Genomic DNA, 21,829 nt, shown 5'->3' on the forward strand with positions numbered 1-21,829 from the left:
CCGGCGGCCGACGCCTGGGTGGATGACCGCATCCGCACGTTCGCGTCTTCGGGGGAGTGCCGAAGTCGAGCATATCTGACAATGATGGTTGCCTGGGTGGCTAATACGCACCCTCATTGATCAGAACCCATTGGCCCATTCTCTGCGTCCGATAGACATAATCCGCCATGGCTGGCTTTCGAGTTTACGCCAGGCGTCGCAGCAGTGAGCGACGATATCGTCGTAAGATTTGAAGATGCGGTTCGACAGCCAGTTCTCGCGCATGAAGTGCCAGAGATTTTCGACCGGATTGAGCTCCGGTGATTTCGGGGGCAGCGGCAGGATCGTTATGTTGTTGGGTACAACGAGTGCGTTCGACATGTGCCAGCCCGCCTGATCCATGATTAGGACGGCATGCGCGTCATCGGCGACATGGTGGGATATCTCCGCCAGATGCTGCGTCATAGCGTGGGTATCGCACCAAGGCATGACCAGAGCCGCCGCCTTGCCGAGCTTGGGGCAGATTGCACCGAAGATATAGGCGGATCGGGTTCGCTGGTCGTGTGGCGCGCACGGTCTTGAGCCGCGCTTTGCCCAGCGGCGGGTGATCTTGTTCTTTTGGCCGATCCGGGCCTCGTCTTGGTACCAGATTTCTATTCGTTTTCCTCGTGCCGCTCCGCTTGCGATCTCTGCCATTGCGGCGGGGAAGTTTTTTTAAAGGCATCGTAAACTTAACGGCAACGAAGACACACCATGACGCCGGCCGAGTTTTTGGTCACGCTCGGGCGATTTTCGCCCATAGTTTCATCGCCGCTGAACGCAATTCGCGATGATGGCCGGAGGAGATGTCGTGGCGGGGGATTTGGAACAGGTTGGCGATGGGATCGTGGATGGAGACGAAACGCTGAAGATGTCGCCTCGACTTGAAGCGTTTCATGATCCACTCTCGCCGTCGGATTGGCTGATGGGAATTCTCAGCGCGATTGTTCAAGCCCTTGTGTGAGCGATGCTCGACACCCGGCATGATCTCCCGCTTTGCGGCATCGTAGGAGCGAAGCTTGTCGGTGACCATTACCCGCGGAGCTTGTCTTATGGAATTCTTGGCTCTTGATGCAAAAAGGAGCCGCTGCCCAGCACCGCAAATTGCGGGGCAGCGGCGGGGGTGGCGTCGTGCGGAGCTTGGTCTTGCAGGACCGCGGTCGAGTTTGACGAGCCCCCGTCTTTTCTAACGACCTGAACAGATACGTGGGCTGCGGGCCCGAACGACAAGCATAGGTAGAAAGAAAAGATGGCTAAGGATACCATTGGTATTGACGTGTCGAAAGACCGTCTTGACGCATTCTGGCACTCCCGGACGGAGGCGTGCTGCTTACCCAATACGCCCGAAGGTTTTGGGCAATTGTGCGACTGGCTGGCAAAAGAGGAAGACGTTCTCATCGTCTTCGAAGCAACCGGTGCCTATCACCGGGGACTTGAGCGACATCTCAGCCTGGCAGAGCTCCCCTTCATAAAAGTCAATCCAAAGCAGGCGCGGCGTTTTGCGCAGGCCATCGGGCGACTGGCAAAGACTGATAGTGTCGACGCCAAAATGTTGGCGCGCATGGGCGTTGTGCTTGACCTGACGCCTCAAGTCGTTGAGGGCGAAGATGTTCATGATCTCAGAGAGTTGCTGACTGCCCGCCGCGCTTTGGTCAAAGATCAGGTAACCGCAAAGACGCGGCTTGCTACTGCGCTGAACCCGCTCGTACGAGAGCAACTTGGTCGCCGCATTGAAGATATCAGTGCCGATATTCAAGCGCTTGACGAGGTCATCGCCCAGATCGCCAAGCAGCGGGGTACCCTTGAAGAGCGCATCCGCCGTTTGATGACCATCCCGGGGATCGGTCGACTGACCGCGACCACCATGCTGATCGACATGCCAGAGCTTGGGTACCTCGACGGCAAGAAGATCACTGCTTTAGCAGGACTTGCGCCAATGACGCAGCAATCTGGAAAGTGGCAAGGCAAAGAGCGGATCACCGGGGGGCGGTCATCAATTCGGCGCGCAATCTACATGCCCGCACTTGTCGCCATCCGCTTCAACCGGGACCTTCACGACAAGTATCAGCAGCTACTTAAGGTCGGAAAAGCCAAGAAAGTTGCCATTACCGCCATCATGCGGCGCATCATCATTCTTGCAAACACCTTGCTGCGCGAAAGCCGGGATTGGCTGCCTGACCGCCCTTGACCAAGACAGATACTCGTCCTTGGCCCTTCAACAGCTTGCGCATCAGGCGCTTGGCCGCCTTGGCATTGCGGCGGCTTTGCACCAGAACCTCCAGGACGAAACCGTCCTGATCCACTGCGCGCCAGAGCCAGTGCTTCTTTCCACGGATCGAAACGACGGCCTCATCGAGATGCCACTTGTCGCCGAGCCGACCAACTGAACGGCGGCGGATCTCGTTGGCGAAGGCCCGTCCGAATTTCTCCGCCCACAGCCGGACCGTTTGGTGCGAGACAATGACGCCGCGGGCATCCAGCAAGTCCTCGACCATTCGCAGGCTGAGAGGGAAGCGGAAATAGAGCCACACGGCATGGGCAATGATTTCAGCGGGAAAGCGATGGCAGCGATATAGTGGATTAGGCTCTGTCATGACCCATCATCGCATATCGAGTTCCACATTCCGTTAAGTTGACGATGCCAGATTAAGGTCCCGTGCCTGGGCTCAGATCTGGTTGGATCTCTTACGGCGACCGCGCTGACTCCATCGGTGCGGTTCCGGGAGACTCGCGTCTCTCGCATTCGGACACGCTAGCGTCGTTGGTGGAGGAGTGGCTGTTCGCGAACGAACGCGAGTAGACTACCTTCATCGTTTCACCCGCGCCTCGTTAACTTGCCGGTTGTCATCAATCGTTGACTGTCATGACTGGGAAATGTAGCTTGCAGAATCGGGGCAGCCGCCGCCGCATTGGTCGTCGCGTTTGCACAAATTGCCCCTCGGTTTTTCTTGGGGGCGTGTCCTTTCGTGACCCCTAACCTATGATTAAGGCGAGGAGAAACTTATGGCATTCGATGCCGGGAATTTGTTGCTGGTCGATCGCTACTGGCGTGCGGCAAACTATTTATCCGTTGGCCAGATCTATCTGATGGACAATCCATTGCTCCGCGAACCCCTGAAGCCGGAGCACGTCAAACCGCGCCTGCTTGGCCATTGGGGCACGACGCCGGGCCTGAACTTCATCTATGCGCACTTGAACAGGATCATTACCGATCGCGATGCCGATATCCTCTATATCTGCGGACCCGGCCATGGCGGCCCCGGCATGGTCGCCAACACCTGGCTGGAAGGCGTCTATTCAGAGACCTATCCCGAGATAGGTGATGATGAGCCCGGAATGAGACGGCTGTTCAAGCAGTTCTCATTTCCGGGCGGCGTCCCCAGCCATGTCGCGCCCGAGACGCCGGGCTCGATCCATGAGGGCGGCGAGCTGGGCTACGCGCTGGTGCACGCTTTCGGCGCCGCCTTCGACAATCCGGGCTTGGTCGTGGCTTGCGTGGTCGGCGACGGCGAGGCGGAGACCGGGCCGCTCGCGGCCGCATGGCATTCTAACAAATTTGTCAATCCGGCCCGTGACGGAATGGTTCTGCCCATCCTGCACCTCAACGGCTACAAGATCGCCAACCCCACCGTGCTGGCCCGCCTGTCCGACGAGGAACTGCGGCATCTCTTCGTCGGCTACGGCTACGAGCCGTTCTTCGTCGAGGGCAGCGAGCCGGCCGACATGCACCGGCAGATGGCGGCGACCCTCGACACGGTCTTCGACCGGCTGGCGGCGATCCGCGAGAAGGCCGCGTCGTCCACTGAGCGGCCGCGCTGGCCCATGATCGTGCTCCGGAGCCCGAAGGGCTGGACCGGTCCGAAGGTGGTGGACGGCAAGATGGTCGAGAACCACTGGCGCTCCCACCAGGTGCCGGTCGCGAACTGCCGCGAGGATGACGGCCACCGCGCGATCCTCGAAGAGTGGCTGCGCAGCTACGATCCCGGCGACCTTTTTGATGCCGACGGTGCGCTGAAGCCCGAGCTGAAGGCGCTGGCGCCGACAGGCACGCGCCGCATGGGCGCCAACCCGCACGCCAATGGCGGCCTCCTGCGCAAGGAATTGCACACACCCGATTTCCGCAGCTATGCCGTCGCGGTGGAGCGCCCCGGCGCGACGGAGGCGCAGGCGACGAAGGTTCTCGGCGACTATCTGCGCGACGTGCTGCGGCTGAACGAGGCCGAACGGAATTTCCGCGTGTTCGGGCCTGACGAGACGGCGTCCAACCGCTTGGGTAGCGTGTTCGAGGCGACGGACCGGGTCTGGATGGCGCAAACGCTCGAAAGCGACGATCATCTGTCACCCGACGGGCGGGTGATGGAGGTGCTGTCCGAGCATCTCTGCCAGGGCTGGCTCGAAGGCTATCTGCTCACCGGTCGGCACGGCTTCTTCTCCTGCTACGAAGCCTTCATCCACATCGTCGATTCCATGTTCAACCAGCACGCCAAATGGCTGAAGACCTCGCGGGAGCTGGAATGGCGCAAGCCGATCTCCTCGTTGAACTATTTGCTCACCTCCCATGTCTGGCGGCAGGACCATAACGGCTTTTCCCATCAGGACCCCGGCTTCGTCGACCTCGTCGCCAACAAGAGCGCGGACATCGTGCGCGTCTACCTGCCCCCGGACGCCAACACGCTGCTGTGGGTCGGCGACCACTGCCTGAAGACCTGGGACCGCGTGAACGTCATCGTCGCCGGCAAGCAGCCGGCGCCGCAATGGCTGAGCATGGCGGAGGCCGAGCAGCACTGCGAGGCGGGCCTTGGCATCTGGGACTGGGCCGGCACCGAGGACGGACTGGAGCCGGATATCGTGATGGCCTGCGCCGGCGACGTGCCGACCATGGAAACGCTCGCCGCTGTCGACCTCTTGCGGCAGGCTCTGCCACATCTCCGAATCCGCGTCGTCAATGTCGTGGACCTGATGGCCCTGCAATCGCCGCAGCATCACCCGCACGGACTGTCGGACGAGGCGTTCGACCGCATCTTCACGCGCGACCGGCCCGTCGTCTTCGCCTATCACGGCTATCCCTACCTCATCCATCGGCTGGTCTACAAACGCGCCAACCATCCGAATTTCCACGTACGCGGCTTCATCGAGGAGGGCACGACGACGACGCCCTTCGACATGGCCGTTCTCAACGAACTGGACCGTTTCCATCTCGCCATCGAGGCCGTCGAGCGCCTGCCGGTCCTGAAGGACAAGGGCGCGGAGATCACCGCGGCACTGCACGAAAAGCTCGTCCTCCACAAGGCCTTTGTCCGCGAGCATGGCGAGGACATGCCCGAGATTCGAGATTGGACGTGGCCTCATCCCTGAGTCCCTCAGGACGCAGGGAATGTTCGGGCAAGTGGACTTCGAAAAACTTGCGGAGCGGTATTCCGCCTGACTTTTCACGCGCCTTTGGCTGCTCTCCCAATCGCCGCCGGGCTTATCCTCGGCCATTCCTGGGATGCTCACAGATCGCTGGAAAGGAATGCCGTATGAAGGGCGATGCAAATCCAGTTGGAGCCGTAATCCCGGCGCCGACCGACTATTCGCAAAATGCTGCTGCGCATGTCGTAGACGTTCTTGCCAGCCATGCCGAGCGCGGTCTGACGAGAGCGGAAGCCGCGCGGCGGCTTGCGGAATATGGCCACAACCGATTGCGGGCAGCCAAGGCGATCCCGGTCTGGCGACGCGTGCTCGCGCAATTTCAGGATCCACTGGTCTATCTGCTGCTCGGAGCGATTATCATAGCGTTGGCGGCCTGGGTCATAGAAGGCCGCCACGGCTGGCCGATCGATGCGGTCGTCATCGCCATGGTGGTTCTGGCCAATGCCATCCTCGGCTTTGTGCAGGACGCCAAGGCGGCTAATGCCGTCGCCGCGCTGGCGCGGATGACAGCCGCGAACACCTCCGTTCTGCGCGACGGCGAGCGAATCCGCATTCCCAGCGCGGATCTCGTGCCAGGCGACATCATGCTGCTCGAGGAAGGAGACGCCGTCGGCGCCGATGGTCGGTTAATCAGCGCCGCAAGCCTTAGAATTCAGGAAGCCTCGCTGACCGGTGAAAGCGAGGCTGTCCTCAAGGATGCGGCCATGCTGCGTAAGCCTGCGCCGCTGGCCGAGCGGTTCTGCATGGTGTTCAAAGGCACGGCGGTCGTACAGGGAACCGCACGCGCCATCGTCACGGCGACAGGGATGCGGACCGAGATCGGCGCGATCGCTCAAATGCTCGACGCCAGTAAGGAAGATATCAGCCCCTTGCAGAAGGAAGTCGCGAGAGTTGGCCGCGCGCTCGGCGCTGCGGTGATCGCGATCGCTCTCATTGTCGTTGCGACTGTGCTGCTCGTCTCCGACATCGATGGTCCGTCAGATGTTATTTCGGTGTTACTGATGGGTGTGTCGCTGGCCGTCGCGGCCGTCCCGGAGGGCCTCCCCGCCATTCTGTCTCTGGTTCTGGCGATCGGCGTCCAGCGCATGGCAAAACGCAACGCCGTGGTCAAGACGTTGTCATCGGTCGAGACGCTCGGCTCGGCCTCAGTCATCTGCTCGGACAAGACCGGAACGCTGACACGGTCCGAGATGACCATCGAGCGCATCATGACGGCATCCGGCAACAGCCGTTTCACCGGCGTAGGATATGTGCCGATTGGCAAGCTGGAGGTCGAGAGCGGTGAAGGCGGACCCCAGGGTCCCGCACGCGCTGAGCAGATCGTCGTTCTCAGCGGTGGCAGCATGGCCGGCAATGCCGCGCTGCGTCAGACGGAGAACGGAGTGTGGGAAATTCAGGGCGACCCGACCGAAGCCGCGTTCCTTGTCGCCGAGCGCAAGCTCGGCATCGACGAGCGCCGCAAGCGCCGCTTCGAACGCATCGCCGAGATCCCCTTCAGCTCGGACCGCAAGATGATGTCGACGGTCGAGCGCGACCATGAACATGGCGGCGCGCGTGTCCTGATTGCGAAAGGCGCGCCGGATGTTCTGATGACCCGTTGCACGCATGTGCGGGTCGGCATGGACGTGGTCCCCTTCGACGCCGTGCAGCGTGCGCGCGCCACCGCTGACGTCGACCGGTTGTCCGACGAGGCCCTGCGAACTCTCGCAGTCGCTTATCGTCCGATGGCCGACACCGAAGGCATCGAGCACGGCGAGGGTCTGGAGCATGATCTGATCTTCGTGGGGACCGTCGGGATCATCGATCCGCCCCGGAAGGAGGCGGCGGTCGCCATATCGCAGGCCCGGCGCGCCGGGATCCGCGTCATCATGATCACCGGCGACCATCCGCGCACCGCATCGCGCATAGCCGGGCTGCTGGGAATCGTCGATCATGGCGCGCGGGCACTGACCGGTGCCGAGCTCGACGCCATGGACGAGGCCGCCTTCGCTGCTGCAGTCCGCACGACTTCCGTCTATGCCCGCGTGGCGCCCGTGCACAAGCTGCGTATCGTCGATACCCTTCAGGCCGACGGCAATGTGGTGGCGATGACGGGGGACGGCGTCAACGACGCGCCCGCGCTGAAGGCCGCCGATATCGGCGTCGCCATGGGGATCACCGGAACCGAGGTGACGAAGGAGGCGGCGAGGATGATCCTGGCCGACGACAATTTCGCAACCATCGTCGAGGCTGTGCGTGAAGGACGCGGGATCTTCGACAATATCCGGAAATTCCTGCGCTACTTGCTATCGTCCAACATCGGAGAGGTGCTGACCGTCTTTCTCGGCGTCGTCGGAGCCGGCGTGATTGGATTGACCGACGTCGGGGGCGGGGGACTGGTGCTGCCTTTGCTGGCGACCCAGATCCTCTGGATCAATCTGATAACCGATTCCGGTCCTGCTCTTGCAATGGGGATCGACCCGCAGGACGACGGTGTCATGGCGCGTCCGCCCCGCAGACCCGACGAGCATGCGATCGATGCCCGGATGTGGCGAAGCGTTGCCGGAACCGGCCTGGTGATGGCGCTGGCGACGCTGCTGACGATCGACCTCTATCTGCCCGGCGGACTGATAGAAGGCTCGCAGAACCTGGAGCGGGCGCGCACAGCGGGGTTCACGGTGCTGGTGTTCGCTCAGCTGTTCAACTGCTTCAACGCCCGATCGGAATTCAAGAGCGCGTTCAGCCATCTGTTTTCCAACAAATGGCTTTGGGCGGCCGTCGGCCTGTCTGTGGTCCTACAGATCGCCGTCGTCAATCTGAGCTTCCTCAACACCGCCTTCGGAACGCTGCCACTGTCGCTGGATCAATGGTTGTTCTGTGTGGCGATGAGCAGCAGCGTTCTTTGGTTCAGCGAAATCCGCAAGTGGATCAGCCGCCGGTACCATCCGTCTGGCCCGAATGCCGTTACCGCCTGATTGATATGGCTTCTGGTTTCAGTTTTGCGCATGACTTGGCACTATCAGGATATCGCACTGCACTTCATGAAGAATTTGCCCTGCGACACTCTCCACAAACAAGTTCATGATGGCATGCCTCCCATCTGTCCCGGCCACGACCAGATCAATGTCGTTCTCATCGACGTAGACGGCCAGCTGGCGCGCAGGATCGCCCTCGAACGTGACGATTTGAATGTTGTGAACTCCATGGTCGTGCTTGAATTGCTCTGATAAGTTTCTGATCTGCTTGACGGCATCTTTCGATAATTGCCTACTGTAGGCTTCCTTGTCGCCAACCCAGTTTTTGAATGGGGGCTCAAACGCATGGAAAACAACGAGGCTTTCGGGTTGAAAGAACCTGACAGCCGTGTCGAACACTCCCTACGCTGCAGGCGACAGGTCGATTGCGGCGACAATACGGTCGCGTCTGTCGTCTGGCTTCTTTTTCACCACAAGCACAGGCAGTCCGCTCTCCCTTAGAAGTGACGTCGTCGTGCTCCCCAGCAACGACCGACCGTCAACTTCGTTTCGCGATATACCCGTGACAATCAGATCAGCCTTGTCCCATAAAGCTATTTCGTTAATCTCGACAATGGGACGACCTCGTCTCACGACGACCGCACTGTTGAGCCCCTCAATAGCCGAAAGCTCCTCACGCAGGAGGGTGGAGCTGTGCGCAACGGCGCGGGGAAGGGACTGCGTTTCCGGCTGTTCGAGAGCCCCATCGTCGCTTTCGATGACATGGATCACAGTCAGCCGGGCCTGCCACTGAAGAGCCAACTGAATGGCGCGAACCTGTGCCCGATCACATTGGGCCGAGAAATCCGTTGCGAAAATGATATGCTTCGGATGGCGGTGCTTCATAATCTTCCTCAGCTACAGTCCGCGAACAGCTCGCCCTTCACCATCAATCGGCTGGTGTGCAGGAATGGGAGCCTGCGCACCAGCACGAATGCGCAAAGGCCGGAAAGTCTTGCTCGGCCTGTCCTCGATCAAAACGAAACCCTCCGAGGCGTGCAGCCATTCCTCTATCATCAGTTCGACAACTTCGTCGCGCGAGAGGGCAAGAACGTCCGCCACGGCATCGACAGCCTTGGCGAGCTCATGATCGAACGTGACTTCGCCGGTGTTCCAGGCATGAGCGGCGGCAATGAACAAAGCGTCCCGCATTTCCCGCGGCACCACCAGCGCAACCGCCTGGTCCAATCCGATTACCGTTTGTCCAGTGTTCGACACCTTACTTCTCCTCGCGACCTATGCGTCAGCACCTGAGTTCAAACACCTTTTTATGAGCGACGGAGAACCTGCCAAAACCTCCCCTGAAAATTGGTTGGGCGCTTGTCTGAAAAACCCCTCGTCTACAGCTTGACCAATGTGCCCTGGCGCCCCTCGAGAATCCCACGCGCATCTTCAAGCCGGCCAATACCCGCGAGCCCGCCCGTGTTTGCAAAGGCGCACGCCGCCTCCACTTTTGGCCGCATGGATCCGGCAGCAAAAACACCGCTGTCCAATTCGGCGGGCGCAGCTTTCCTGATCGGTCGCGACACCGCTGTGCCCCAGCCCTGGTAGACGGCATCAACGTCGGTGAGCATCAGGAAAGCGTCAGCGCCGAGCGCATTGGCGAGCAACCCGGCCGCTCTGTCCTTGTCTATGACGGCCTCAAGGCCATGAAGCATGCCATTCTCGTCACGCGCCACGGGGATGCCGCCGCCGCCGGCGCAGATGACCGTGACGCCGGCGTCCACGAGCAGCCGGATCGTCTCGATCTGGGTGATGCGCGCGGGTAGCGGGGAGGGCACGACCCGCCGCCATCGTCCTTGCGCTTCCTCCACCATCGGCCAGCCATGCGCCTTCTTCGCCTTGGCCGCCTCTTCCTGATTATAGACCGGCCCTATCGGTTTTTCCGGCCCTGCGAAGGCTGGATCGTCCCGGTTCACCTCGATCTGGGTCAGCAGTGTCGCGATCCTCGATCCCGCAGGCATGGCATTGGTCAACTCCTGCTCGACGAGATAGCCTATCATGCCGACGCTTTCCGCCCCGAGAATATCGAGAGGATAAGGATCGACATCCGCAAATGCCGCCGCCTGGAGCGCCAGAAGTCCGACCTGTGGCCCGTTTCCGTGCGCGACGATAATATCGTGATCTCGCGCCAGATCCGCGATCGCGATCGCCGCCTTGTGAACATTTGCGCGTTGGACGTCGGCGGTCAACGGCTCGCCGCGCTTGAGCAGCGCGTTGCCTCCCAGTGCTACCACTATCCTCATGTCAGGACCCCAGCGTGGCGACAAGCAAGGCCTTGATCGTGTGCATCCGGTTTTCGGCCTGGTCGAAGACGATGGAGGCTTCCGATTCAAAGACCTCTTCGGTCACTTCCATGCTGTCGATGCCATATTGCCGGAAGATCTTCTCGCCGATCTCGGTCTCGCGATTGTGGAAGGCGGGCAGGCAGTGCATGAACTTCGCATGCGGATTGCCAGTCGTCGCCATGATCTCGGCGGTGACGCGATAGGGCGTGAGCAGTTCGATGCGCTCTTTCCAGACCGAATCCGGTTCGCCCATGGACACCCAGACATCGGTATAGACGAAATCGCAGCCGTTGACGGCTTCGGCAGGGTCTTCGGTGAGGGTGATCTTCGCACCAGTCCTGGCTGCGATCTCCCGGCACGACAGCACCAGATCGTCCTCGGGCCAGCAGGCCTTTGGCGCGCCAAGGCGCACATCCATGCCGATCTGCGCCGCACCCGCCAGCAGCGAGTTGCCCATGTTGTTTCCTGCATCACCAAGGAAGGCAAAACTGATCTGCGACAGGTGTTTGCGTGTATATTCCCGCATGGTCAGGAAATCAGCGAGAATCTGCGTTGGGTGAAACTCGTCGGTCAGTCCATTATAAACCGGTACGCCGGCATAGGCCGCCAGCGTTTCGGCCTGTTCCTGCCCGAAGCCGCGATACTCGATGCCGTCATACATGCGGCCGAGGACCCGTGCAGTGTCCTTCATCGATTCCTTCTTGCCGATCTGAGTGCCGGTCGGGCCAAGATAGGTGACATGGGCGCCCTGGTCATAAGCGGCCACCTCGAAGCCTGTTCGGGTACGCGTCGAATCCTTCTCGAAGATCAACGCGATGTTCTTGCCTTTTAGGCGCTGCTCCTCGTAACCGCCATATTTCGCCTGCTTGAGCGAGGCTGACAGCTTGAGCAGGAACCGGATTTCATCGGGCGTCAAGTCGAGCAGTTTCAGGACGGGCGTGTCGCAAATTCTTTTGGTTAACTAGCTGTTGACCACAACGGTGGAAATTCAGCTCCCGATGTAGCGGAGCGTAGCCATGATTCTGAATGCCATTGCCGAAAAGCTGAAGCGCCAGTCGAAGGACGATTTCAAAGGGCGGCATTTCGAGGCATGGCTGATCGTGCAGGCAGTGACATGGTATCTACGGTATCCGCTCAGCTACAGAGATCTCGAGGAGATGTTCCGCGAGCGCGGCTTCGAGGTCGACCATAGTACAATCAACCGCTGGGTCCTCGCCTATGCACCTGTAATCGAGAAGCGCCTACGCCAGTTTCGCCGACCGCATTGTGGCTCAGTCAGGATTGACGAGACCTACGTCAAGATCCGGGGCAAGTGGCGATACCTGTACCGCGCCATCGACAAGCACGGAAACCCGGTCGACTTCTTGCTCACCGCGAAGCGCGATCTCGACGCCGCCAAGCGCTTCTTCCGTAAGATGCTCAAGGATGAGCCGCTACTATCGCCGGGCAAGATCGGTACAGATGGCGCTAACACGTTTCCTTCAACGATCAAAACAGCCATCGATGACGGGCTCCTGCATCTGAGCCCGGTACATTATGTCACGAAGCACCTCCAGCAAGGCATCGAGAGCGACCACTTCCGGGTCAAGAAGAACATGCCCAAGATCGGCTGCTTCCAGTCATTCAAAACGGCGCGCCGGACGATCGCTGGGTTCGAAGCGATGTTGTGGCTGCGCAAAGGCTTCGGCTTTTCCGGCGACTGGACAATCAACGACCAGAATGACCTGCTCGGGCGCCTCTTCGGACTTCAAAAGGTTAACAAAGCGTGAAAATGCCACCGTTCGCGGGGTAGTCTCAGCCTACTGCAAGGTTTGCGACAAGCCCCTTTGATCTCTCCGCGGTTCTTTCGCCCGACCGACGATGCCGTTGCGACGCCCAATGAACGAACACTCCTCCGGGTCATCTGGCGCAATGCGGGGGTTTCTCGAACGGAACTGACCGGCCTGACAGATCTGGCACAACAGACGATCCATCGACTGCTAGACCAACTGGCAGAGCGCGGCGTTATCAATCTGGGTTCTCCCAAGGCGGGTCTCGGGAAGGGACAGCCGAGCCCGATGTTGACGCTCGAAAGTCGATACGCATGGTCTTGCGGCATGTCCGTCAACACAGACGTCATCGATGTCTGCCTGATGGATTTCGGCGGAAAGGTTTTGGCCGAAACGAACGTGCAGTTGCGTGAACGTACGGTTGCCCAGGCGCTTGAGCGCGTCCGCGACTGGGTCCGCGAACAGCAGGTCGCGCTCTCGCTTTCAGACGAACAATTCTTTGGCGTCGGTCTCGGGATCGCTGGGTTCCACGTCAGCGGGACAAGCTTCAACGCATCCCTGCCCCTTCATGAATGGTCGCTGATCGAGCTTGGACCGCTGTTGACGAGCTACTTTGAACGGCCGGTTTGGGCGCTGAACGGCGGAAAGACCGGTACAGTCGCGGAGTCCATGTTCGGCGTCGGACGGTATGTCAAGGACTTCGCCTATCTGAGCTTCAACTACGGTTTTGGCGGCGGTCTGATCTGGAACGGCGAACTGCTTCATGGTGGCAACGGCAATGCCGGCGAATTTTCGCAGATGTACGACGACGAGGAAGTTCACCGGCGCCCTGCCCTTCAGCTCATCATGGAGAAGCTTAGAGCTCGCGGTGTAGATGTTCCGTCGATCACCTATTTCCGGAAACACTTCAACCCGAAATGGCCCGGCGTGCAGGAGTGGCTGGATGAGGTGACCCCCGCTTACAATCGCTTGGTGAACGCGATCTGGGCTGTGTACGACCCGCAGGCCATCGTGTTCGGTGGTCAGATCCCGCCAGCGCTGGCAGAAATGATGATCGAGCGGACACACCTGTTTGGCAAGCCGCGCTACGGCGTATGGCGTGCAAGCCCGAAGTTAATCGTGTCGGAGATCGCTCCGGATGCCGCAGCGATGGGCGCCGCCGCGACCCCATTCAAGCTGACATTTTTCTGACAGAAGCAGTCTGGGTGCCGGCGGCAGAATTGCTGCTAAACATCACGCAGTCCCACTTCACGTCGAGCAAGTCATCCTGATTGGGACTGACGGCGCGCCAGGTCTCGCCATCGTGTGTCGACAGTTCAAAGCGACGATCAGCCCTTGAAGGCTCCCGGGAAAACAATGTCTTGATCGACGATGACATTGAACTTGTAGCCTGGGCGAATTTCCAGCGTCGGCTGAACATCCATGTTCCGTTGGATGGTACGATCAGCAACCCGCCCGAAAGTCTCCGCGAAATTCCGCCTCGCAGCATCTGACGCTGTGTCCTGCATTGCGAGGGTCGAACTTTGCGGCACTGACATGTCGATCCCGGTCCCGATCAGCGCAATCATCACCGCCGAGCCGAAGGTTTTCAGATAGTGGTTGTTCACCTTATCCTTGAAGCCGCCATAGCCCGCAGCATCGGTCCCTGCCATGCCGCCGATCTGCAGCGTCGAGCCGTTCGGGAAGATAATATCGGACCAAACGACGAGCACGCGGCTCTGACCGAACGAAACCTTGCTGTCGTAGCGGCCGAAGAGTTTCGTCCCTTGCGGGATCAGCAGGCGATGTCCGGTCGCGCTGTCATAGACGTTCTGGCTGACCTGGGCGGTGATGCGGCCGGGCAGATCGGAATTAATGCCAGTGATCAAGGTCGCCGGAATGACCGAGCCACGCTTCAGTTCGTAGAGCGACTGTTGCGGCACAACGCGGTTCGGCAGATAGCCGAGATCCTTGAGATCGGTGTTGAAGAAGTCTTCCTTGCTCTTCTGTCCATTGGGATCGATGTTCTGGCCGCCGAGGCCGGCACGCAATGCGGCGGCATAGAGATCGGAAGCGCCTGCCGTCGTCGAGATCGCAGTCGATGTATTAGAGGCCGAAGTATCGTTGGTCGCTGCCTTTGCCTCCAGTTTGCCGCGATCGATCGCGAGTGGCGCCTCATAGGCAGCATCGTTCGCCTGCATGCGCGCCATCCGCTGACGCTGTCTCTCACGCAGGTATTGTTCCTGTTGCTCGCGCTCAAGGCGCGCGCGCCAGACCGCCTCCGGTTCCAGTTCCTGTGCACGCCTGTGTTCCTGGCGTTGCTCCGGCGTCGGGCTGAACGGATTGCTTACCTTCTCTTCCACCTGCTTCGTCTCGACAGGTGTAGGCTGAAACGTCGTCTGCTGCTGCGGTTCGCCGATAATACCGTCGGTGACACCGCGCTTGATCTGATCGGCAAAGGTTGAGGCGGGATCGCCGGAACTGGTGTCCGGGCCTTTATCCTTCCCGAAATATAACCCGCGCGAGGCGAGCCCATAAAAGATGATGCCGAGGAAGGCGACTGCCAGCACGATGACCACGACGATCGGAAGACGATTGATACGGCGAATGCCTGATGCCGCCTGACTGTTCTGCGCGCCACCGAGTTTGAGGGATTGCACCATGATATTCCTCTTATCCGCGCCGCATCAGTGAAAGCGCGCTCGCCGGCGTCGCTCCGGTCGACGTCACTGTGTAGGCGCGCCCGAGCTCGACGCTGTTGGTCGAAAGCCGAGCAAGTACCTGCCCGTCGAACGGCGTGATCACATAGGCAAGCGAGACGACGGTCGTGCCGACATCTGTCTTCTGGTCGGTGACGACGGCATAGCCCCATCCCTTCAGCGCAGCCTCAAGTGCCTGTCCGAAGGGTGAGGTATCCGCCTTCAGGGCAACGGTTGCCTTGCCCGGCCCGATCTGTTCGGCCAGGCGGCTGACCATGTCGCCGGCGATGGCGCTGGCAGCTGGCCCGGAAATTTCCGGCGGCGCGTTGCTGGCGACAAGCCCTTCTGTGTCGATCGATTGGCATCCGGAAAGGAGGATGGTGAGGGTGCACGTGGCGGCAAGGCCGGGGATCTGGTTCAGGGCACGCCGCACGGAAAAAAGAATACCCATCACCGCCCTCCCCTGCTGATCGTCACCTTCTGTTGTTTCCAGCCGACGCCCGAGACGAGCACAGCGCGATCGATGTTATAATCGACCACCATCATATTGCTCTTCATGCGGTAGTTGACGATACGGTTCTGGCCACCGGATACCACGAAGAGAACCGGCGCATCCTGACCCGAAATCGACCGCAGGAACTGGATGTAGGTTTTCAGGCCATCGGAATAGACCCGAGTCGGCCGCCAGCCGGCACTGCCCGATATGGAATAGGAAAAGCTTAAGCGCTCCGCTGGCACCCCGGCGCTGGGGATCGTACTGGCTTCAAGCCGCGCGTTGATGTCGGCAAGTTTCGAGGAGACATCCTCCGGGTATTCGAAGCCGACCCGGGCCATATATTGCGTGGGATGTGACTTGAGCTGGATGTGATAGGTCCGCCGGGATGTGGTTACCACCATCGAGGTGACGAGACCGGGCTCTGAGGGTTTGACGATCAGATGGATGGCCTGGCCACCGGCAGCACCCGATGTTGCAGGCTCGACCTTCCAGCGCACCGTATCGCCGACCAGCACATCGCGCACCACCTCGCCGCCCTGAAGTTCGATGTCGCAGACCTGCAACGGTGAGCAGACGACCGATGGCTGGATCTCGCCGTAAAGAAAGATCACCTTGCCATCCGCGCCTTTGGTGACCAGGCCTTTCGACCCGCGCCATTGGGTCGACAGCCCAATGCCTTTCGCCTCGTTGGCGGTGACACCATCAGCGGCAAGCGCAGTCAGGGGGGCGAGGACGGTCGAGGGGACGATCGCCAAAACCAGGAGGCCGATGGCCAGCGTAGCCCGTTGTCTTCTGTGTCTGATATTCATGCTCGGGCCATGCCTTTCAAAGCTGTGCAGTCCAGTCGAAGTCGCGGAGATAGAGACCGATTGGATTGAGGCGGATGACGCCCTCATCCTGGGGCGGTGTCAGCGTCACCGTGGCGATGCCGCGGAACCGGCGTGTCGCCGTTTCCTTGCCGCGGCGGTCGCGCTCGAATTCGGTCCAGTCGACTTGATAGCTCTGGTTCGACAGCGCGACGATGTTGTTGACCTCGATGGCCACGGTCGCGGTCTTCGCCTTTTCGAACGGCGAGTTCGAGCGGAACCAGGCATTGACCTTTTCGGTCGCAGGATCGGATGTCCGAAGCAGCCCGTAGGTCCGGTCGATGTATTGCTTCTGGACGATGGCGTCGGGGGTCACCGATCGGAAACTCGAGACGAAGCTGCCAAGTGTGGCGCGTACGACGCGCGGATCGGCATATTCGATCTGCTGCGGGAATCCGGCATTGACGGCCGTGCCGAGTTTGTCGACCTCTACGATAAAGGGAATGAGCTTGACCTGCGTGCTCTGGTAGAGCGCGTAGCCAAACCCGATCACCGCCATAGTCATGCCGGTGATGCCGACGATGCGCCAGGCGGCGGCCGCTTTCACATACGAGCCGTAGCGCTCGTTCCATTCGCTGCGTGCCGCGATATAGGGATTGCCAGTATCGAGATTGTTGAGCGGGTTCTGTCCGGCCATCGGTCATGTGCCTCCAGTCATTTGGTGTCATTGATCGGTGGAGGTGGAGGCGGCGTTCCAGGCCGGCCGGATTGCTGGTCGAGCTTGGCGTTGGCAAGGCCCAGCAGTGACCCCGCATAGGCGCCGGGGGAACTGATCGCTTTGTCTTTCGCAGCGGAGCCGACTGCGCCGGCCGCGCCGCCGACCCCGGCTTCCAGGCCGCGCATGGCGGCGCTGGCGAGTGTTGCTCCCCCTGCCCTTGCGGCGGTTGCAGCCTCAAGACCCCGATTTGCAGCGCCGGTCGTGAGGAACCCGGCACCCAATGCGGCAGATGCGGCCTGCCCGCCATGGCGGATAGCTGCCATGCCGACGCCTACCGACGCACCCTGGACCACGCCCTGCAGGATCGGCGGCACATACATGGCGATGACGAAGACCACGACGGAGATCCCGGCGATGGCAAGCGTCGTGATGAACTGCTCGGAGGTCGCCGTCGGCGCTTCGGCAAGACCGAGCAAAATATCGGAGCCGATCTTGGCGATCATCACCAGCGCCATCAGTTTCATGCCGACCGAGAAGGCATAGACCAGATATTTGACGGCAAAATCCTTGGTGTAGGACGAGCCGCCAAGGCCGAGCATGATCATGCCGGCGAGCAGGCCGACATACATCTCGACCATGACGGCGACGAAGATTGCCGCAACGAGAGAGAAGGAAACGACGACGACGACCATGGCGAAGACGGCGGCGATCGCCAGCGCGTTGTCCTCGAAGACGCCGAACTTCGCCTGCTCCGACATTTTCGTCGCAACGCGAATGCCGGCATCGAAGATATTGGCCGGTGAGGCCGAACCGCCGCCGGCGCCGATCTGATAGAGGCTGTCGACCACGGCCTTGGCGAACGCTGGCCCTTCGTTGAGGATAAAGGCGAAGAGACCGATGAACATGATGCGCTTGACGAGTTCCGCAAACCAGCTGTCGAGCGAGGCTGCATTGATCGCCAGCCAGACGGCGGCGATGCCGACCTCGATCCCGGCGAGGATCCAGAACAGCGACCGCGCTGCATTCATCACGGTCGTTTCCCAACCCTTGGCGGCGGTGACGACCGAGTTCTCCAGAGTGGTCAGCACTTGACCCTGTTGCGCGAAGGCGGGGGTGGTGGCGATCAGCGCAATGCCGATTGCCATGAAAGCAAGTTCAAACTTGCGGGAAGGAGGCGCAGCTACCATCGTGGCTTCATCTCCTGGCCGCCGCGAATATCGCGGGTGGTATCACCGCCAAAGAACTGTTCGCGGTGTTGGCGCTTTTCTGCATCGGAGGCGCGACCGGTTGCGGCCGCACCTGAACCGGGTATCAGGGTAGGCTCGGGCTGGATCAGCATCCAGCTGACAGCGCCACCCGCAGTGACGATCCCTACCACTATGAGGATAATGATCAGGCGCGGGCTCACCACCGAGGCTCCATCGTTTGTCCACCGCGGATATCCCGCTCGCTCCCACCGAAGAACTGTTCACGTCGGGCCTGCGCCAGGTCTTGTCTCGCCTGTTCCGACTGGAACCATGTGCCCATCATGGTCATCTGCTGGGAAACGAGACCGCGTAGCTTTTGCATCTGTGCCACCTGCTGGGCGGCGATCTGGTGGCCCACCTGCAGCGCCTTCATCTGGCCGTCGGCCGATTCCGACATCGACCTGAGCTGCGACATCGTGCTTTCCTCACTGGAGAATTGCTCGGCGGTCAGATTGGCGGCCTTCAACGTGCCGGCGATCGTGTCGCGATTGGTGTCGGACCAGTTCTGATAGGTCGTGGAAAAGCTCGCGCCGTCCGGCAGGTTGCTCTTCATGTCGGCAAAGCTCTGGAAACGCTGCTTCAGGACATCGTCGACATTGCCCATGGAGAAGGCGACGCCCTGTCCCTGATTGACGACGTTCTGGAGGTTCTTCAGGTCATTTTCGATCTGACCCCAGATGTGGTTCGGAAGCTGCGCCGTGTTCTGCAGCATGTTCTTGTAGATGTTGAGCTGGTTCTGGATCTGCTCGGCCAGCTGCGAGATCTGGGTGATCTGGTTGTTGACCTGCTCGGCGGACTTGCCGACGAGGCTGATCAGTTCCGCATTGTTGGCAAGCTGGGTCCATTCGGTCGCCTGTCCCGTGACGCCACCGGCCCGAGCAGGAAAGGGGAGAGCGGACGAGAGCGTGAGGACCACACCGAGCGCGGTGTGCCCAATCCTATTCGGTTGGGAAGAGCGTGTCGGCATGGGCGATCCCCCTTTGCTGGAGCCAATGGAGAGGCCAGGAGGCCCCATGTTCAAGATGCAGGGCACGGATGCGCTTGAGGTCTTCCTTTCCGGACGCTCCGACAAAGGAGCGCGCGACGGGACCGAGCGCCATGTCGAACAGACGGCGCCCCTCGGGCGACACGACGTAATAGTCCCGCTTCGGGATAGCGGTCGCGACGATCTCGATCTGCCGCTCGTTGAAGCCGATGCGCTCGTAGAACTCGCGCGTGCCCGGTTCGCGGGCGGCCCCGTTCGGGAGACAAATTTTGGTCGGGCAGCTTTCCTTCAGCACGTCGATGATCCCGGAGCGCTCGGCATCCGAGATCGACTGCGTGGCGAGCACCACGGCGCAGTTGGCCTTGCGCAGCACCTTCAGCCATTCCCGGATCTTGTCGCGAAACACCGGATGACCCAGCATAAGCCATGCCTCGTCGAGGATGATCAGGCTGGGCGCACCAGTCAGGCGTTTCTCGATCCGGCGGAACAGGTAGGTGAGAACGGGCACGAGATTGCGCTCGCCCATGTTCATCAGCTCCTCGATCTCGAAGCACTGGAAGGTGCCCAGCGACAGACCGTCCTCCTCGGCGTCGAGAAGCTGGCCCATTGGGCCATCGACGGTGTAGTGATGCAGCGCATCCTTGATCTCGCGCATCTGTACGCCCGACACGAAGTCCGATAGCGACCGCCCGCGTGATTCCGCCATCAGCCCGACCTGTCGGGATATGGCGTTGCGATAGTCTGGTGTGATCGTCACACCCTGCAGCGCCACAAGCATCTCGATCCATTCGGCCGCGAAGGCGCGGTCGCCGTCGGTAGACAGTTCGGCCAGCGGGCAGAAGGAAAGTGCCCTCCCCTCCCCGTCTCCGGAGGCATCGCCGCCGATCTGGTAATGATCGCCATCAATCCCGAGCGTCAGCGGCAGCATCGAGCCGCCCTTGTCGAAGGCGAAGATTTGTGCGCCGGCGTAGCGCCGGAACTGTGCGGCGATCAGCGACAACAAGGTGGATTTGCCGGAACCGGTCGGCCCGAAAATCAACGTGTGGCCGACGTCATCGACATGCAGGTTCAGCCGAAATGGGGTCGAGCCCGACGCCACCTGCATCAGCGGAGGCGAGGCCGGGGGATAAAAGGGGCATGGTGCAGTCGGACTTCCGGACCAAACCGAGTTCAGCGGAACCAGATCTGCGAGATTGCGCGTATTAATCAGCGGCTCGCGGATATTGGCATAGGAGACGCCGGGCAGGCTTCCGAGGAAGGCATCTGTCGCGTTCAGTGTCTCGATCCGGGCGCCGAATCCCTCGGCCTGAATCAGGCGGCGGATAGCTTCGGATTTCTCCTGCAGGCGTGCCTGGTCTTCCTCGAACAACACGATGACCGGCGTGTAATAGCCATAGGCCACGAGCTGCGATGAGGCCTCGGCGATTGCGTCCTCGGTTTCCGCCACCATCATCATGGCGTCCTGATCGAGCGATCGCGATTGCGTCTGGAATAGCTGGTCGAAAAAAGGCCGAACCTTTTGCTGCCATTTCTTGCGGGTCCGCTCGAGCTTCGCCCGTGCTTCCTCCGCATCGAGAAAGACAAAGCGCGACGACCATCGATAGGTCAGCGGCATCAGGTCGAGCGCGTTGAGAATACCGGGCCAGCTTTCCGCCGGCAGGCCGTCGATGGCGACGATGCCAAGAAAGCGGTTCTCGACCAGTGGTGTCAGACCGTGCTGGAGTTCCGCCGTCACCAGCCAATCGAGATACATGGGGATTTCCGGCAGGCGAACCGGATGGTTCTCGCCGGTGACGCAGAAGCGGATGAACTGGAAAAGCTCGACATAGCGGGCAACACGAAAGCCGCCCTGCTCCGACGTCTCGCGTGTCATCATCCGGCGGATGGACACGACATTGGCGAGGTACTGCTCGACCTCGCGGATCGAGGTGCGGAAGCTTTCGAGCGCCTTGTCGGCATAAGTTGCGGACCGGCTGGCGGTGTCTGAATAGATATAGCGCGTCATGCCTGAGCGCCGCGGTTCCGGCGGCCGCCAAGTCAGGATCAGCGCATGCCGGCTCTCGAAATGCCCCCTTTCCTTCTGGAAATGCGCGCGGCGCTCCGCATCGATAGCGCGGGTGACAAGATCGGGGAAATGGCAGTCGGCTTCAGCCGGGTAGTCACCGGTCGGCACTCGCACGGCCTCGACCTGGATCATCCAACCGGAACCGAGCCGCGACAGGATGGCATTGATCTGTCGCGACACCTCGTTGCGCTCGGCGTCGGTCGAGCTTTCGCTATCAGGGCCAGCAAAATACCAGCCGGCCATCAGCGAGCCGTCTTTCAGGAGAATGACGCCGTTATCGACCAGACCGGCGTAAGGCACCAGGTCGGCAAACGAAGGACCGGAATGACGAAAGGATTTAAGGGCGACCATTTC

19 protein-coding genes and 3 pseudogenes are annotated in these 21,829 nt (G+C 60.7%); 5 read left to right on the forward strand and 17 right to left on the reverse strand.

The genetic code is table 11. From position 1 onward, the window contains the following. Nucleotides 1-120: 120 nt before the first annotated feature. Both EGT36_RS29825 and EGT36_RS29830 read right to left on the reverse strand, forming a co-directional pair. Nucleotides 121-693, reverse strand: a pseudogene (locus tag EGT36_RS29825) (IS630 family transposase); the annotation flags it as partial. 61 nt (nucleotides 694-754) lie between these two features. Further along, nucleotides 755-1,117, reverse strand: a pseudogene (locus EGT36_RS29830) (DDE-type integrase/transposase/recombinase); the annotation flags it as partial. A gap of 150 nt (nucleotides 1,118-1,267) precedes the next feature. Between EGT36_RS29830 and EGT36_RS29835 the strand changes: the two are divergent. After that, on the forward strand, nucleotides 1,268-2,206 hold the full coding sequence (locus EGT36_RS29835) for an IS110 family RNA-guided transposase (RefSeq protein WP_037093109.1): 939 nt from the start codon (nucleotides 1,268-1,270) through the stop codon (nucleotides 2,204-2,206). A 16-nt stretch (nucleotides 2,207-2,222) separates the two neighbouring features. Here EGT36_RS29835 and EGT36_RS29840 read toward each other — a convergent pair. Continuing rightward, nucleotides 2,223-2,612, reverse strand: a pseudogene (locus tag EGT36_RS29840) (IS6 family transposase); the annotation flags it as partial. Nucleotides 2,613-3,021: 409 nt separating this feature from the next. Here EGT36_RS29840 and EGT36_RS29845 point away from each other — a divergent pair. Next, nucleotides 3,022-5,373, forward strand: coding sequence for a phosphoketolase family protein (locus EGT36_RS29845; protein WP_125271742.1), 2,352 nt, complete (start codon nucleotides 3,022-3,024; stop codon nucleotides 5,371-5,373). Nucleotides 5,374-5,510: 137 nt separating this feature from the next. Here EGT36_RS29845 and EGT36_RS31255 read toward each other — a convergent pair whose 3' ends face one another. Then, nucleotides 5,511-5,693, reverse strand: a complete 183-nt coding sequence (locus EGT36_RS31255; protein ID WP_286084394.1) for a hypothetical protein — start codon at nucleotides 5,691-5,693, stop codon at nucleotides 5,511-5,513. On the opposite strand from EGT36_RS31255, the gene EGT36_RS29850 reads away from it, so the two are divergent. Next, nucleotides 5,649-8,384, forward strand: a complete 2,736-nt coding sequence (locus EGT36_RS29850) for a cation-translocating P-type ATPase (RefSeq protein WP_286084393.1) — start codon at nucleotides 5,649-5,651, stop codon at nucleotides 8,382-8,384. The two genes, EGT36_RS31255 and EGT36_RS29850, sit on opposite strands and share 45 nt — an antisense overlap. An 18-nt stretch (nucleotides 8,385-8,402) precedes the next feature. Here the strand turns inward: EGT36_RS29850 and EGT36_RS29855 are convergent, their stop codons facing one another. The 5 genes from EGT36_RS29855 to argF form a co-directional block, all read right to left on the reverse strand. Then, nucleotides 8,403-8,783, reverse strand: a complete 381-nt coding sequence (locus EGT36_RS29855) for a universal stress protein (protein ID WP_125271744.1) — start codon at nucleotides 8,781-8,783, stop codon at nucleotides 8,403-8,405. 3 nt (nucleotides 8,784-8,786) lie between these two features. Then, nucleotides 8,787-9,269 (reverse strand): universal stress protein, encoded by a 483-nt coding sequence (locus tag EGT36_RS29860; RefSeq protein ID WP_125271745.1) that lies wholly within the window; start codon nucleotides 9,267-9,269, stop codon nucleotides 8,787-8,789. A 12-nt stretch (nucleotides 9,270-9,281) separates the two neighbouring features. Beyond that, nucleotides 9,282-9,641, reverse strand: a complete 360-nt coding sequence (locus EGT36_RS29865; protein WP_125271746.1) for a hypothetical protein — start codon at nucleotides 9,639-9,641, stop codon at nucleotides 9,282-9,284. Between the two features lie 122 nt (nucleotides 9,642-9,763). Next, nucleotides 9,764-10,669, reverse strand: coding sequence for a carbamate kinase (arcC, locus tag EGT36_RS29870; RefSeq protein ID WP_125271747.1), 906 nt, complete (start codon nucleotides 10,667-10,669; stop codon nucleotides 9,764-9,766). Nucleotide 10,670: 1 nt separating this feature from the next. Then, complete coding sequence (gene argF, locus EGT36_RS29875; RefSeq protein ID WP_125271748.1) at nucleotides 10,671-11,660, reverse strand: ornithine carbamoyltransferase; 990 nt, start codon at nucleotides 11,658-11,660, stop codon at nucleotides 10,671-10,673. Nucleotides 11,661-11,727: 67 nt separating this feature from the next. Between argF and EGT36_RS29880 the strand changes: the two genes are divergently transcribed. Then, nucleotides 11,728-12,480, forward strand: coding sequence for an IS6 family transposase (locus EGT36_RS29880; protein WP_125271749.1), 753 nt, complete (start codon nucleotides 11,728-11,730; stop codon nucleotides 12,478-12,480). A 42-nt stretch (nucleotides 12,481-12,522) separates the two neighbouring features. Then, nucleotides 12,523-13,671, forward strand: a complete 1,149-nt coding sequence (locus tag EGT36_RS29885) for an ROK family transcriptional regulator (protein ID WP_125271750.1) — start codon at nucleotides 12,523-12,525, stop codon at nucleotides 13,669-13,671. 137 nt (nucleotides 13,672-13,808) lie between these two features. On the opposite strand, the gene trbI is transcribed toward EGT36_RS29885, so the two are convergent. From trbI to EGT36_RS29925, 8 genes are read right to left on the reverse strand one after another with little or no spacing between them, the layout of a single operon-like run. Continuing rightward, nucleotides 13,809-15,122 (reverse strand): IncP-type conjugal transfer protein TrbI, encoded by a 1,314-nt coding sequence (trbI, locus tag EGT36_RS29890; protein ID WP_125271751.1) that lies wholly within the window; start codon nucleotides 15,120-15,122, stop codon nucleotides 13,809-13,811. A 10-nt stretch (nucleotides 15,123-15,132) separates the two neighbouring features. Then, nucleotides 15,133-15,609 (reverse strand): conjugal transfer protein TrbH, encoded by a 477-nt coding sequence (trbH, locus tag EGT36_RS29895; RefSeq protein ID WP_125271752.1) that lies wholly within the window; start codon nucleotides 15,607-15,609, stop codon nucleotides 15,133-15,135. Next, a complete protein-coding gene (gene trbG, locus EGT36_RS29900; protein ID WP_125271753.1) occupies nucleotides 15,609-16,463 on the reverse strand; it encodes a P-type conjugative transfer protein TrbG in 855 nt (284 codons plus the stop codon). The genes trbH and trbG overlap by 1 nt, the downstream gene beginning before the upstream one ends. Nucleotides 16,464-16,479: 16 nt before the next feature. Continuing rightward, complete coding sequence (locus EGT36_RS29905) at nucleotides 16,480-17,157, reverse strand: conjugal transfer protein TrbF (RefSeq protein WP_125271754.1); 678 nt, start codon at nucleotides 17,155-17,157, stop codon at nucleotides 16,480-16,482. 17 nt (nucleotides 17,158-17,174) lie between these two features. Further along, nucleotides 17,175-18,365 (reverse strand): P-type conjugative transfer protein TrbL, encoded by a 1,191-nt coding sequence (gene trbL, locus EGT36_RS29910; RefSeq protein WP_125271755.1) that lies wholly within the window; start codon nucleotides 18,363-18,365, stop codon nucleotides 17,175-17,177. Continuing rightward, nucleotides 18,359-18,586: an entry exclusion protein TrbK gene (trbK, locus tag EGT36_RS29915; RefSeq protein WP_125271756.1), complete on the reverse strand. Its 228-nt coding sequence runs from the start codon at nucleotides 18,584-18,586 to the stop codon at nucleotides 18,359-18,361. The genes trbL and trbK overlap by 7 nt, the downstream gene beginning before the upstream one ends. Continuing rightward, the gene (gene trbJ / locus EGT36_RS29920; protein ID WP_125271757.1) at nucleotides 18,583-19,392 is read right to left on the reverse strand and encodes a P-type conjugative transfer protein TrbJ; all 810 of its coding nucleotides are present in this window, start codon (nucleotides 19,390-19,392) and stop codon (nucleotides 18,583-18,585) included. The genes trbK and trbJ overlap by 4 nt, the downstream gene beginning before the upstream one ends. Continuing rightward, entirely contained in the window at nucleotides 19,364-21,826 is a 2,463-nt protein-coding gene (locus tag EGT36_RS29925) for a conjugal transfer protein TrbE (RefSeq protein WP_125271758.1), read from the reverse strand. The genes trbJ and EGT36_RS29925 overlap by 29 nt, the downstream gene beginning before the upstream one ends. Nucleotides 21,827-21,829: the final 3 nt, after the last annotated feature.

This window comes from Agrobacterium sp. FDAARGOS_525, assembly GCF_003938925.1.
GTDB classification, from domain to species: Bacteria; Pseudomonadota; Alphaproteobacteria; order Rhizobiales; family Rhizobiaceae; genus Agrobacterium; species Agrobacterium pusense.